Source organism: Actinokineospora spheciospongiae (genome assembly GCF_000564855.1).
GTDB lineage: Bacteria > Actinomycetota > Actinomycetes > Mycobacteriales > Pseudonocardiaceae > Actinokineospora > Actinokineospora spheciospongiae.
On record NZ_AYXG01000182.1, the window covers coordinates 16,012 to 29,050 of the forward strand.

Here is a 13,039-nt window from a genome sequence, read left to right on the forward strand (position 1 = left end):
CACCCGATGAACGGCGGCAGGGGCGAGCTGCTGCGCTGCCCGGCCTGCGACGACGACCTGGGCACCCCGCGCACCCGGGAACCCGACGGGCGCCCGCGCAGGCCCGCGCTGCGGCTGGAGCTGTGCGTGGAGCAGCGCGGCGCGGTCGACTGGCGGCTCAGCCTGTTCGACGGGTCCCGGTTCTGGCCGCCGTCACCGGGTTTCCACCCGGCGCGGGTGCGGCTGGTCTACCGGGTCTGCGGCGACGGGCACGTGTTCCTGGAGCACGTGGTGACCGGCGGGGCGGCGGCCATGCCGACCTGGCGGGTCGACCAGTTCGACGTGATCGCCGCGATCGGGCAGGCCGCCACCGGCAAGAGCTACCTGATGCTGCGCACCCTCAGCCAGCACCTGACGATCAGCGGGCTGACCCACGTGGACACCCCGGTGCCGCCCGCGCAGGTGTCGGTCTACAACGCCGACTGGTTGCTGGAGGCCGAACCGCTGGAACTGCTCAAGCGGCAGTACCTGCAGACCGAGATCCGCGGCATGACCATCGAGCCGACCCTGGCCCGCGACCTGATGCCGTACGAGTTCCTCACCGACAACGTGGCCGCCGGGGTGGTGCAGCAGATCCTCGACATCCACACCGAACTGCTCGGCCGCGACAGCGTCGACCGCGACTCCTGGGGCCAGCGCATCCGCCAGCCCATCGTGCGCCGCTACCAGATCGGCAACCGCAGGGTGATGGCCGCGGTGGCCGACCTCGCCGGGGAGAGCTTCGCCAGCAACGCCGTGCAGAGCCTGCACAACCGGTTCCTGCTGCGCAACTACGGCACCCTCGTGTGGACGATCGACCCGGTGGTCTGCACGCCGTTCCCCAAGTTCCTCCCCGCCGGGACCGACCGGACCTCGCTGGCGGCGAGCATGCGCCCCGACGGCCTGCTCTACGACCGCACCGACGAGGTCCGCCGCGAGCGCAACGTGGTGCAGCGCCAACTCGCGGGCACCCTCACCGAACTGGGCACCATCTCCGAGGACGTCGGGCCGGTGCAGTACCTGCTGGTCTGCGTCACCAAGGCCGACCTCGTCCGGCACGCGCTGGCCGGGGGCGCCTCGCTGCGCAAGCTGGGCAGCACCGACGCGGTGGTGCGCGGCACCGCCCGCTACCTCGCCGACGTCGCCGCCCGCGCGGGCGGCCCGCACCCGTCGGTGGTGGTCGAGGACGCCGCCTGGCGGCAGGTGATCGGGCGCATCGCCGGGTTCGCGCACGACCCGGCGCTGGGCACCAGGGTCGCCTGGCAGTTCGCCGACGCCATCGTCAACCACCACGACCAGCCGGACACCTTCTGGGAACTGGTCGACGGGGGCGGCGGCGGCGTCATCGACGTGCCCGAGGGCGTCCCCGAGGCGGTCCTGCCGCCGGGGCGGCTGACCGTGCCCACCCTCGACGACCACGTGGCCGGGTCGCTGGTACCCGGGCAGAGCGGGGTGCTGCGGCTGCGCGACCTGGTGATGTCCGCGCTGGGCTGCGGCATCGCCTACGGGCTGGGCTTCGAGCAGAACATCGATATGCTGCTGAGCCAGCCGTGGCGGGAGCCGCGGTTCTTCCTCTGCTCGGCGCTGGGCGAGGTGCCGGTCCCCGGGTCGAGCGAGGAGCTGATCAAGCCGATGGACTCCGACGCGTCGTTCCCCGACTTCGACACCCGCTCCGCGGCGCTGTCGCAACTGCTGCTCTGCATGCTCCGGAGGGTGCGGCCGTGAACGAGTCCACGATCGTCGAGTGGGGCGGCAGCGGGGCGGGCTTCGTGCTGCACGAACCGCCGGGCAGGCCGCGGCCGCCCGCCGCGTTCGTCTCCGCCGCCGACAAGCTGATCAAGTACCCGGTGGTGCAGCCGACCGCCGACCTGGGCCCGCACCAGGCGTGGAGCCTGGTGTGGACGCAGGTGGAGGAGCACGGGCCGCACTGGTGCTTCGCGGTGCAGGGCCGCGGCGGCGCGTTCGGCCGCTCCGGCGGCTGCCAGTTCCTGTTCACCCCGGCCCGGCACGAACCCGCCGACGTGTGGCTGCACGGGCTGACCATGATCGGCCCGGACGGGCGGCTGGCCCCCGAGCCGGTGCGCGAGGTGCCGTGCTCGCCCCCGGTGCCCCGGGACCTGCTCGCGCCGCTGGCCGCGCTGACCGCCGACACCGCCCGCGTCCCCCTCGACGGCGAGCCGCTGGAGGTGGCCGGGTCGGTCGCCGTGCTGCTGAAGGTGCTGCCGCGGCAGGTGGTCCGCTCCCGGGTGTGGTCGACGTTCCTGCTCAAGCCACCGGTGCTCGACGACTACAACATCGTCTCCGGGCACTGGCCCGCCGAGCTGGCCGACCGCGACAGCGCCGCCCGCACCCGGCACTGGCTGGGGGAATCGGCGCACCTGCCCGGCCCGCGCGACGACCAGGACGCCGCCGCGCAGCGCTGGATCGCCGAACAGGCAGGCGACCAGGTGACCCTGGGCGAGGAGTACCGCGGCCTGCCGGACATGCGGTCCTTCGTGGACAGGGTGGCCCGCGAGGCGCTGGTGCCCGCCGCGCACGAGGTGCCGCGGCTGCTGGAGGAGGCCCCGACCCGGCTGCTCACCCCCCGGGCGCACCCGGCCGTGGTCCGCTGGGCGCACGACGACCCCGACCGCGCCATCGCCCACCTGGTGGCCGACCGGGTGCCCGGCGAGCTGGTCGACGTGGTCTTCGAGGGCCTGTTCGCCCGGCACGAGGAGGGCGGCAACCCGATCAGCTTCCCGCCCGCGGACGTGTCCCGCTTCCCGCGCTGGCCCGACCTCCTCGGCGACGCGGTGCGCCGCTGGGTGCCCGAGCAGCGCGACCGGGTCGCCTTCGTCGAGCGCACCCTGCTCGCCCCCGGCCGCCCGCTGGCCGACCCGCGCGCCCTGGCCAGGTCGGTGCTGTGGCTGGAATCCCTGGGCATCGGGGCGGACGACCTGCCGCCGTCGGTGGAGTCCATCGCGGTGGCCCTGGGCCGCCGGGGCAGGCTGGCGCAGCGGCAGCGCGACTACCTGCGCTCCACCGGCGACCAGGTCGGCGTGCTGCGGGACCTGGTGGGGCGCATGGACTTCGTCAGCGTCGCGGTCACCGCCGAACTGCTCGACGTGGCGGGGGAGGAGTCGACCCGGCGCGGACTGGTGCGCACGGTGCTGGCGCACAACTCCGAGCACGCCGACCGCGGCCGCGGGTCGATGGCCACCTGGGTCGCCGACCTGGTGGACCGGCGCCCGCAGGACCAGTCGGCCGTGGTGGAGGGCGGGTTCGGGCTGCTGCGCGAAAACGGGCTGCTCCCCGACGGGCTGCTCGCGCTGGCGCTGAGCCACTACGCCGACCGGCTCGACGTCTCCGAGGTCGGCCGCGGCCTGCTGCTGGAGGCGGCGGACCGGGTCAACACCGCGTCCCGCGCGCCCGCGCAGGCGCGCACCGAGGCGTTCCCCAGCGGTGACCCCGGGTGGGGGCAGGACGACCCCCAGCGCGGGGACTCCCTGCACAGCGGTCGCAGGCAGCGGCGCGCGGGCGCCGGGGACTTCGGGCCCAGCGGCCAGGCGGACGCCGGGGCCGGGTACGGCGCCCAGGGCTTCGGCGCGGACCGCTACCGGCGCGCCGAGGCCGACACCGTGGCACCGCAACCGCTCGACGAACCGGTGCCCGCGGGCAACACCGTCCCGGTGCCGCGCGCCCGCCGGGTGGGTCGCGAGCAGGAGCTGCCGCCCGCGCTGCGGCTGGCGCTGATCATCGGCATCGCGGCCGTGGTGGTGTTCGTGCTGTACCAGCTCTTCTTCGCGCGGTTGGGCTGATGGACACCTCCGCAGCCGGGCGGGTGGGCGTGCTCGTCGCCACCGCGCTGAACCGGGTCGACCGGATCGCGGGCACCCGCCCGTCCAACCGACCACCGCACCTGGCGCAGCTCACCACGGTGTTGCAGGCGGCGGTCGCCGAGGCGCGCACCGCCGAGGACCACCCGAAGCGGGTCGGCCGCGACGCCGACCTGTGGCGGCTGCGCGAGCCGGGGTACCTGCGCGGCATCGTCGAGCACCCGGTGAGCCGGGCCGGGAGCGGCCTGGTGCTGCTGCCGGTGGTGCTCACCTGGGTGCTGCTGGGGGCAGCGGAGTTCCTGTACGTGCGGGAGTACGTGGCGGTGCCGGTGGGGTCGCGCCCGTCGTTCTTCGCCGACTGGCTGGCCCAACCGTGGTACCGGGGCCCGTTCGTGCTGTCGGTGGTGATCGTGCTGACCGTCGTGTGGATCATGCTCGGCTACCGCGGGCCCGCCCGCGAGCAGGCCGCCGCGGACGAGCTGGACCGGGTGGTGCACCAGTTGGAGGTCGACCTGCTGCCCCCGCTGACCGTCCTGCGCTCCCGCCTCGCCCCCGCCTCCCCGGTCGAGGTGACCCGCCAGGCCGCGGCCGACCTGACCGCGGCGTCGGCGAAGTTCGCCGCCGCCACCGACACCCTCGCCACCGCCGCCTCGGTCGTCGACCGGCTCGCGGCCGTCGTCGAACGCCTCGCCGCGGCGGTCCCCGACCTGCGCGCGCAGGCCGACCGCCTGGCCGACCTGGACGGCCGCCTGGAGCGCTCCGTCGCGGAGACCGCCCGCCAGGTCAAACCCATGACCGACGCGGTGGAAGCGGTGACGTCGGCCGCCGCGACCGCCGCCGACACCACTTCCCGCTCCGAGGCCGTGCTCAAGGAAGCCACCACCCGCCTGGACGAGGCCGCGGCCCTGGCCACCCGCACCGCCGAGCACCAGAGCACCCTCGCCACCGCCCGCGAACCCTTCACCGAGGCCGCCACCGCCGTCGCCAGCGCCGCCACCAAGCTCGACACCGCCGCGTCCGCCACCCGCGACACCGCCGCCCGCCTGGGCGAGGTCATCAAGGACGTCAACTGGCTCACCATGGTCGCCGACGGCCTCCGCCACCCCGACCACCGGTGAGGCGCCGCTTCCCCCGCGGCGACGCGGGCCCGATCGGGGCAGCGGGCTGGCTGTTCGCGGAACTGGCCATGGTCCTGGTCATCATCGCCATCGGCTCCGAGGTCACCGCCCCCTCGGCCGTCGTCCTCGACCCATCGGCGACCGCCACCCCCACCACCGCCCCCTCGCAGGGCCTGGCCCTCACCACGGTCCGCTTCACCATCCCGGCCACCGCCGACGACGCGACGGTGCTCGCCGACTTCCGCGCCGCCCTGGACCGCACGGTCGGCCCGCAGGGCCGGGTCGGCCTGATCCTGCTGTTCGGCAAGTCCACCACCGCCAACCCCGCCCAGGGCACCCGCCTCTCCGAACGCCTCAAAGCGGTGGTGACCCCCGCGAACCTCCCCCAACTGCGCACCACGGTCGACATCCGCCCCTACTTCGGCGGCGACGGCACCCCCGGCCAGGTCATGGTGGAACTGTTCCTCCTGACATGACCCCACCCACCCCAGCCCCCGCCCGCCTCGGCGCGCCGGCCCACTCCGCCACCCCGGCGGGCTCGGCATGAGCGTCGCCATCCTCGACGGGACCGACACCTCCGCCGCCGACACGCTGCGGACGGCGTTGGGCACCCCCGCGCACCTGTCCGCCCCGGAGGACCTTCCCGGGGCGGGTGCGGCGGCGCTCCTGCTGCTGCCCGCCCACGCCCCCGTCCTCCCGACCGAGGCCTTGCGCCTCGTCGCCGTTCTGGAGTCGCTGGCCCTCAACCCGCCCGGCCACCGCACCCCCCTGGTCCTGACCTGGGTCGCCACCCCCGCCCACCGGACCCGCATGTCCTACGCCGCGGGCCGCAACCACGCCGACCTGCTCCTCGGCAAGCACTGGACCCGCGAACTGGCCCACCACCCCACCCCCACCGCGGCGGCGGCCTGCCGGGCCGCCCGGGTCCGGGAGCTGATGCGCGCCCAGCCCCGCCTCGGCGGCATCCCCATCACCACCCTCCACCGGACCCTGAGCACCCTCGATCCCCACTTCGTCGAGGCGCTTTGCGTGCAGCTCCCCGACGGCACCTGGCACAGCCCCGCCGCCGTCGCCGCCGCGGTGGAACTGCGCGGCGCCGCCGCGGTGGAGCTGCGCGGTCCTGCGCCGAGTGGGTGATGTCCGGCGGTTTCCCGCCGCGCGGTGAGCCGGGCGCGCGATGGTGGGCCCGTCCCGCACCGACCCGGTGCGGCTGGAGGGGGGAACACCATGGGCATGGCCGTACTGGGGGCCGTCACCGCGCTGGTCGTGAGCCTGGCGCAGGCGGGCGACCCGTCGTCCCTGGGGTACACCGCGGAACCGGGGGCCGGGCCGGTCTCCGGCAGCCGGACCTGGACCGAGCCGACCGACGAGGTGCGCGCGTTCGAGCTGGACGGCGTGCTGGTCGTCGACGGTGAGGACAGTTCCGGCTGGGACTGGTTCCGGGTGGAGCTGGCGGGGGCGAACGGGGCCCCGCTGGGCGTGGGCAGCTACACCGGGGGGAACTTCCGGCTGCACCCGGAGGCCGCCGGGGTGAACCTGATCTCCGACGGGCTGGGCAGCGGGGACGGCCCCGCCGAGTTCACCATCGGCACCCTGGAGCGCGACCCGGTCACCGGGCGGGTGAGCGCCCTGGACGTGGAGGTGACCGTGCACAACGGGTCGCCGACCGGGCCGCGGATCGACATCCGGGCGCACTACGAGGCTTGAGCGACCACCGCGCGCGGCGGCCGGTAACATCGCGCGCGGACTTTGGACTTGCTAGGAGGAAAAAGTGACCGCCCAGGTGGAGACGTTCGAGTTCCAGGCCGAGGTCCGGCAGCTCTTGCAGCTGATGATCCACTCGATCTACTCGAACAAGGACGCGTTCCTGCGCGAGCTGGTCTCCAACGCCTCGGACGCGCTGGACAAGCTGCGCCTCGAAGCGTTCCGGGACAAGGATCTCCAGGTCGACACCGACGACCTGCACATCGAGTTGGCCGTCGACAAGGACGCGCGGACGCTGACCGTGCGCGACAACGGCATCGGCATGACCCGCGACGACGTGGTGCGGCTGATCGGCACCATCGCCAAGTCGGGCACCGCGGAGTTCCTGCGGCAGGTGCGCGAGTCGCAGGACGCGGCGGGGGCGCAGGACCTGATCGGGCAGTTCGGGGTGGGGTTCTACGCCAGCTTCATGGTGGCCGACAAGGTCGAGCTGGTGACCCGCTACGCCGGGGAGGCCGAGGGCACCCGGTGGGAGTCCGGCGGTGAGGGCACCTACACGATCGAGCCGGTGGCCGACGCCCCGCAGGGGACCTCGGTCATCCTGCACCTCAAGGCGGCCGACGCCGAGGAGCAGCTCACGGACTACACCACCCCGTGGAAGCTGCGGGAGATCGTCAAGCGGTACTCGGACTTCATCACCTGGCCCATCCGGATGGAGACCACCAAGCCCGCCGTCGACGAGGACAGCGAGCCCACCACCGAGGTGGAGACGCTCAACTCGATGAAGGCCCTCTGGGCCCGCCCGCAGAGCGAGGTGACCGCCGAGGAGTACTCCGAGTTCTACCGCCACATCGCCAACGACTGGGCCGAGCCGCTCAAGACGGTCCAGATGTCGGCCGAGGGCACCTTCGAGTACCAGGCGCTGCTGTTCATCCCCTCGCACGCCCCGCTCGACCTGTTCATGCGCGACGCGCACCGCGGCATCCAGCTCTACGTCAAGCGCGTCTTCATCATGGACGACTGCGAGTCGCTCATCCCCGAGTACCTGCGCTTCGTCAAGGGTGTCGTCGACGCCGCCGACCTGTCGCTGAACGTCTCCCGGGAGACGTTGCAGCAGGACCGGCAGATCCAGCTCATCCGCCGCCGCCTGGTCAAGAAGATCCTGTCCACGGTCAAGGACCTGCGCGGCGCGGACGCGGAGAAGTACAGGACCTTCTGGACCGAGTTCGGCCGCGCGGTCAAGGAGGGCCTGGTCCAGGACACCGACAACCGCGACGCGATCCTGGAGATCTGCTCCTTCGACTCGACCCTCGACCCGGAGCAGCCCACCTCGCTGCGCGGGTACGTGGAGCGGATGAAGGAGGGCCAGCAGCACATCTACTACATGACCGGGGACTCGCGGTCGGTCATCGAGAACTCCCCGCACCTGGAGGCGTTCCGGGACAAGGGGTACGAGGTCTTGGTGCTGACCGACCCCATCGACGAGATGTGGGTCGACGCCGTCCCGGAGTACGACGGCAAGCAGTTCCAGTCCATCGCCAAGGGCCAGGTCGACCTGGACACCGAGGAGGACGAGGAGCGCAAGGCCGAGTACGCCGACTTCCTCACCTGGATGTCGGAGTCGCTCAAGGACGCGGTGAAGGAGGTCCGCCTGTCCAAGCGCCTGACCACCTCCCCGGCCTGCGTGGTGGGCGACTCCGGTGACCTCGCCCCGAACCTGGAGAAGATGTACCGGGCGATGGGGCACGAGCTGCCCCAGGTCAAGCGCATCCTGGAGCTGAACCCCACCCACCCGCTGGTGGCGGGCCTGCGCGCCGCGCACGCCGAGCGCCCGGAGGACGAGTCCCTGGCCGAGACCGCGTCGCTGCTGCACGACATGGCGGTCCTGGCCGAGGGCGGCGAGCTGGCCGACTCCGCCCGCTTCATCCGCCTGCTGGCCGGGCGGCTGGAGCGCTCGCTCTAGCCCCCGACCGGCACAGCGCACGACCAGGAGCCCCGGCACACCACAGCCGGGGCTCTTGGCCGTGCGGGTGGCATCCCGCGGCCGGATCGGCTACTGCTTGACCTTCAGGTCGATGGTGATGGGGTTGTCCTTGTCGACCACCAGGAAGTTGATGATTTCGGTGTCGACGAAGCAGTCGGCGAACCTCGGCAGCCGGTAGCTGCCCGCGAGGGTTCCGCCGACGGCCGGGTTGAAGTTCCCGGACGACTTCAGCTTGATTTCCACCGGGGCGGTGGTCTTGCAATTCGGCAGCGGAATGCCGATGTTGAAGTGCCCGACCTCGGTGATCTGGATGTCGAACTTCCCGGTCACGTCGACGGTGCCCGCGGCCAGCGTCCCGGTCAGCCCGCCGACCTGCGTGACCTTCACCTTGGCGTGGGTGTCCAGCAGCCCCGCCAGCTTGAAGTCGGTCCGGGTCTCCGGGAGCGCGATCGTCCCGCTCAGCGCGCCTCCCTGCAGGTCACCGCGCACGTCCGCCTGCCCGGGGCCCAGGGGGAGCGTGGCGCCCAACCCGGTCAGGCCCGTCTGCCCGGTGGCGGTGTAGCTCAGCTCCACCGACTCGGCGCTGCTCGTCCCCGAGGTCACCAGCAGTGCCCCGACCGCCGCTGCCGCCGCCACCGCGACCCCGGCCGCCCGTGCTTTTCGCACCCGCATCCCACAACTCCCGTCAGTCTAGAAACGTTGGTGTTCCTAGAGTCACTGTAATCATTCCCGAGCCCCGGTGGCAATCGGTTCGGACAATTTTGTGGAAGTGTGGAAGGCTCGGCGTAATCCGGGTGTCGGTCGGTGATAAAATGGATCGGTGGAATCCAGGCGGGCCGGGCGGTCCGAGCGGCAGTTGCCCCGGGGCAGGCACGGCCTGAGCCGGGAGGACATCGCCGCCTCCCAGCGCGGCAGGCTGGTCGCGGCCATCCTCGACGTGGTGGCCGTCAAGGGGTACCCGGCGACCACCGTCAACGACGTCGTCGTGCGCGCCGAGGTCTCCCGGCGCACCTTCTACGAGCACTTCGACGGCAAGGAGGCCTGCTTCCTGGCCGCCTTCGACGCCGCGGTGCTCGACGTGGGGGTCTCGCTGCGCTCGGCGCTCGACCCGGTGGCCCGCGACGACTGGCAGGGGCGCATCCGGCTGTCCTGGCGGGCGTTCCTCGCCGCCCTCGCCGAGCACCCCGCCGCGGCCTGGTCGCTCTACATCGAGACGCTGTGCGCGGGCCCGGCGCTGGTGGAGCGCACCACCGCGGTCAACCGGGGGTTCGCCGACATCTTCCGCGCCCTGCACCGCCGGGCCCGCGCCGCCGACCCGGGGGTGCGGGAGGTGGCGCCGGAGGTCTTCGACCTCTACGTCGGCGGCACCGCCGAGCGCATCCGCGACTGCCTGCACACCGCGGGCGCCGCGGCGCTGCCCCGCCTGGAGGACGTGTTCACCGACACGCTGATGGTCTTCTTCGAACCGCGCCCGACCCCCTGAGGGTCACCCGGCCGGGTGCGCCGCGCGGTCGTCGTCCCGGCCCCGGCGGGCCGCCCGACGGGTGACCGGGGTGATAGAACACCGGAGGTAAATTGCTCACGGCCCGGTCAGAAATAGGCCGGGAACTTTCCCGCGCTTGACACGACGTGGTTCCCCACCGAATGCTGGCCGTATTGCAACGTCGGCAATCGGGGGGATTCGCGGTGTCCATTCGACCTCCATTCGGCACGGCTCTCGGAATTCGGGGCCGTGATTACGCCGCGGTCGCCGCGCACGGCGAGGTCATTACGAATTCGGCGCTGCTGCGCGCGGTGGAATGGCCGGAGGTGGACCCCACCGGGGAACCGGTGCGCTCCCCGCGGCGGTTGGACGCGGAATTGCGCGCGCTGGTGCTGGAGTCGGCGGTCACCCCGCGCTTCTCCTGGGAGCGGTTCCTCGACCGGCACCGCGCCGACGGCCCGGCCGAGCGGCTGCTCGCGCTGCTCAACCACCGCGCCTTCCAGTTCAACTCGCGGGCGGCCTTCGGCGGCGCCGTCTCGCCGTGGCGGGCGCGGGTCGAGGCCTGCGTGCGCGAGGGGCGGCGGCTGGAGGTCGTGCTGCCCGCGTTCTGCGTGATCGGCAACCCGGTGAAGCGCTTCGACCTCACCGCCGCCACCGCCGCCGAGGACGTCGCCCTGCTGCACCTGGCCAACCTGGCCGAACTCCTCGGGCGGCTGCACGAGCCGGGCGCGGTCTTCCACATCATCTCCGACAGCACCTTCTACGGCTCGCCGTTCGGCGTGACCTCGGTGGAGGCGGTCAACTACGTCGCCGAGCTGCGCGAGCGCATCCGGGAGCTGGACCTGGGGCGGGTGCTGCGCCTGCACGACATGTCCGACGTGCTGCAACCGGTCGTCCCGCAGTTCCAGCGCCGCTTCGACGCCTGGTTCCGCGCGCTGCGCCTCGACCGGTGCGCCGACGGCATCAGCGCCGACGAACACGACCGGTGGCTGACCAGCATGATGGCCAGCATCGACATCCGGAAGCTCGGCCTGTCCTACGCCGAGCTGCGCGCCACCTACCTCGACCGGGGGGAGCACTTCCACGGCATCCGGGAGCGCGCGCGCTGGGCGCTCAACGAGTACCGGGCGATGAAACTGGCCGCGACGGATCTGGAATGGGAGGAACTGGCGTTCCCCGGGGCCGTGCGCGCCACGATCCACACCAAGTCGATCCCGGTTCTGGGGTTGCGCATTTTCCCCGAGTACAAGTTCAGCGCCCGGCTCCTGCCCTACCACGGCATCGGGGTGTTGAGCCGTTCGGTGAAGACCGGCCGGTACCGGATGGGGGTGCGGCCGGAGATGTTCGTGCACGGTCGACCGGACATGCGCCGCATTGTCGACGAGCGCGGGATCACCAGTTTCTACCTGCACTGCCCGCAATGACGCCGAGGATTTGGTACTGAGCTGTACCGGAACGGCCCCCGGCGTCGGTCCGCTGCCCTCCACAGTGGACTCTGATGCGCGAGGTTTCCACGGGGTGCGGGCGGGTATCCGGGACCGGACGGAGGTGAGGTCCCCAGATGATCGCGAGCGGAAGACGGGTTCGGGTCGAGTTCGACGCCGACCTCGCGCTGCTGCCGGTGGTGCGCGCCATGGCGGCCAACGTCGCGATGGTCGAGGACTTCACCATCGACGACATCAGCGACGTGCGCCTGGCGGTGGACGAGATGTGCTCCACGCTGATCACGCACGCCGTGCTGGGCAGCACCCTGGACTGCCAGATCGACACCCGGCCCGGCGGCCTCGCCGTCCGGGCCAGTGTGGACTCCCGCTCGTCCCAGCCTTCGCGGGACACGATGAGCTGGGAGATCATGTCCGTGCTGGCCGACTCGGTGACCTCGGAAGTGCACACGGGGCCCGCGGGGACGGCCAGGCTCACCATGTGCCTCACCAAGCGACGCGGGGAAGGTTGATGCCCACGACCGAGCGGACCAGGTCGAGCGAGTACGACCACCTGGCTCCCCTGTTCGTCGAACTGGCCGCGTGCACCGACCCCGGCCAGCGGGCGGCGCTGCGCGACAAACTGGTCACCGGCCACCTGCCGCTGGCCGAGCACATCGCCGTCCGGTTCAGCAACCGCGGCCAACCCACCGACGACCTGCGCCAGGTCGCGGTGGTCGGCGTGATCAACGCGGTGGACCGGTTCGACCCCGAGCGCGGCACCGACTTCCTGTCCTTCGCCATCCCCACCATCATGGGCGAGGTCCGCCGCTACTTCCGCGACAGCAGTTGGTCGATCCGGGTGCCGCGCAGGCTCAAGGAACTGCACCTGGAGATCAGCTCGGCCACCGGCGCGCTGTTCCAGCAACTCGGCCGCGCCCCCTCGCCCTCGGAACTGGCCCGCCACCTGGACCGGCCGGTGGAGGAGATCTACGAGGGGCTGGAGGTGGCCAACGCCTACCAGGCCATGTCGGTCGACGAGTCGCGCGAGGACGGGGAGAGCGAGAGCCCGCTGGTGCGCTCACTCGGCGCCGAGGACCCGGAACTGGCCAAGGTCGACTACCACGAGTCGCTGCGACCGCTGGTCGCGGCGCTGCCGGAGCGGGAGCGGACGATCCTGACGCTGCGCTTCTACGGGAACATGACGCAGTCGCAGATCGCGGAGAAGGTGGGGCTGTCGCAGATGCACGTCTCCCGGCTGCTCTCGCAGACCTTGCAGCGGCTGCGCGGCAAGCTGGGGCCGGAGATGTAGTTCCATCGAGGCTTGGGGTTTCGGTGGGGTGCGCGGCTGGGTGGCTGTGCTCGGCCGTGCCTTCGTGAGCCCGGTCGTTTGGTGGGTGGTGTCCGGCTGGGTGGCTGTGCTCGGCCGTGCCTTCGCGAGCCCGGTCGTTTGGTGGGTGTGCCCGGCTGGGTGGATGTGTTTGGCCGGGGCCCCT

Annotated in this window: 12 protein-coding genes; 11 read left to right on the plus strand and 1 reads right to left on the minus strand. The window is 72.4% G+C overall.

Going from position 1 to position 13,039, the window contains the following annotated elements; translation table 11 throughout:
* Positions 1–6 precede the first annotated feature (6 nt).
* The 7 genes from UO65_RS23280 (at position 7) to htpG (ending at position 8,618) form a co-directional block, all read left to right on the plus strand.
* On the plus strand, positions 7–1,743 hold the full coding sequence (locus tag UO65_RS23280; RefSeq protein ID WP_146241320.1) for a hypothetical protein: 1,737 nt from the start codon (positions 7–9) through the stop codon (positions 1,741–1,743).
* On the plus strand, positions 1,740–3,815 hold the full coding sequence (locus UO65_RS23285) for a hypothetical protein (protein WP_035286288.1): 2,076 nt from the start codon (positions 1,740–1,742) through the stop codon (positions 3,813–3,815). Before UO65_RS23280 ends, UO65_RS23285 begins: the two co-directional genes overlap by 4 nt.
* Positions 3,815–4,951, plus strand: coding sequence for a hypothetical protein (locus UO65_RS23290; RefSeq protein ID WP_035286291.1), 1,137 nt, complete (start codon positions 3,815–3,817; stop codon positions 4,949–4,951). Before UO65_RS23285 ends, UO65_RS23290 begins: the two co-directional genes overlap by 1 nt.
* Positions 4,948–5,427 (plus strand): hypothetical protein, encoded by a 480-nt coding sequence (locus UO65_RS23295; RefSeq protein ID WP_035286294.1) that lies wholly within the window; start codon positions 4,948–4,950, stop codon positions 5,425–5,427. The genes UO65_RS23290 and UO65_RS23295 overlap by 4 nt, the downstream gene beginning before the upstream one ends.
* Before the next feature lie 67 nt (positions 5,428–5,494).
* The gene (locus tag UO65_RS23300; protein WP_035286296.1) at positions 5,495–6,088 is read left to right on the plus strand and encodes a hypothetical protein; all 594 of its coding nucleotides are present in this window, start codon (positions 5,495–5,497) and stop codon (positions 6,086–6,088) included.
* Between the two features lie 96 nt (positions 6,089–6,184).
* Positions 6,185–6,658, plus strand: a complete 474-nt coding sequence (locus UO65_RS23305; RefSeq protein ID WP_152552228.1) for a hypothetical protein — start codon at positions 6,185–6,187, stop codon at positions 6,656–6,658.
* Positions 6,659–6,722: 64 nt separating this feature from the next.
* Complete coding sequence (htpG, locus tag UO65_RS23310) at positions 6,723–8,618, plus strand: molecular chaperone HtpG (RefSeq protein WP_035286300.1); 1,896 nt, start codon at positions 6,723–6,725, stop codon at positions 8,616–8,618.
* A gap of 90 nt (positions 8,619–8,708) precedes the next feature.
* Here htpG and UO65_RS23315 read toward each other — a convergent pair whose 3' ends face one another.
* A complete protein-coding gene (locus UO65_RS23315; RefSeq protein WP_152552229.1) occupies positions 8,709–9,305 on the minus strand; it encodes a hypothetical protein in 597 nt (198 codons plus the stop codon).
* Between the two features lie 154 nt (positions 9,306–9,459).
* Here UO65_RS23315 and UO65_RS23320 point away from each other — a divergent pair, with 154 nt between their 5' ends.
* The 4 genes from UO65_RS23320 to UO65_RS23335 all read left to right on the plus strand — a co-directional run bounded on the left by UO65_RS23320 (position 9,460) and on the right by UO65_RS23335 (position 12,855).
* Positions 9,460–10,122, plus strand: a complete 663-nt coding sequence (locus UO65_RS23320) for a TetR/AcrR family transcriptional regulator (protein WP_035286304.1) — start codon at positions 9,460–9,462, stop codon at positions 10,120–10,122.
* A gap of 203 nt (positions 10,123–10,325) precedes the next feature.
* The gene (locus UO65_RS37535) at positions 10,326–11,546 is read left to right on the plus strand and encodes an L-tyrosine/L-tryptophan isonitrile synthase family protein (protein ID WP_200873440.1); all 1,221 of its coding nucleotides are present in this window, start codon (positions 10,326–10,328) and stop codon (positions 11,544–11,546) included.
* A 137-nt stretch (positions 11,547–11,683) separates the two neighbouring features.
* Positions 11,684–12,076, plus strand: a complete 393-nt coding sequence (locus tag UO65_RS23330; protein WP_035286307.1) for an ATP-binding protein — start codon at positions 11,684–11,686, stop codon at positions 12,074–12,076.
* Positions 12,076–12,855, plus strand: a complete 780-nt coding sequence (locus UO65_RS23335) for a SigB/SigF/SigG family RNA polymerase sigma factor (protein WP_035286309.1) — start codon at positions 12,076–12,078, stop codon at positions 12,853–12,855. Before UO65_RS23330 ends, UO65_RS23335 begins: the two co-directional genes overlap by 1 nt.
* The last annotated feature ends 184 nt before the right edge of the window (positions 12,856–13,039 follow it).

Bases quoted from the DNA above. Each gene is read 5' to 3' on its own strand.
- UO65_RS23280 (WP_146241320.1), top strand. From the start codon at position 7: ATGAACGGCGGCAGGGGCGAGCTGCTGCGCTGCCCGGCCTGCGACGAC.
- UO65_RS23290 (WP_035286291.1), top strand. From the start codon at position 3,815: ATGGACACCTCCGCAGCCGGGCGGGTGGGCGTGCTCGTCGCCACCGCG.
- UO65_RS23300 (WP_035286296.1), top strand. From the start codon at position 5,495: ATGAGCGTCGCCATCCTCGACGGGACCGACACCTCCGCCGCCGACACG.
- UO65_RS23305 (WP_152552228.1), top strand. From the start codon at position 6,185: ATGGCCGTACTGGGGGCCGTCACCGCGCTGGTCGTGAGCCTGGCGCAG.
- UO65_RS23330 (WP_035286307.1), top strand. From the start codon at position 11,684: ATGATCGCGAGCGGAAGACGGGTTCGGGTCGAGTTCGACGCCGACCTC.
- UO65_RS23335 (WP_035286309.1), top strand. From the start codon at position 12,076: ATGCCCACGACCGAGCGGACCAGGTCGAGCGAGTACGACCACCTGGCT.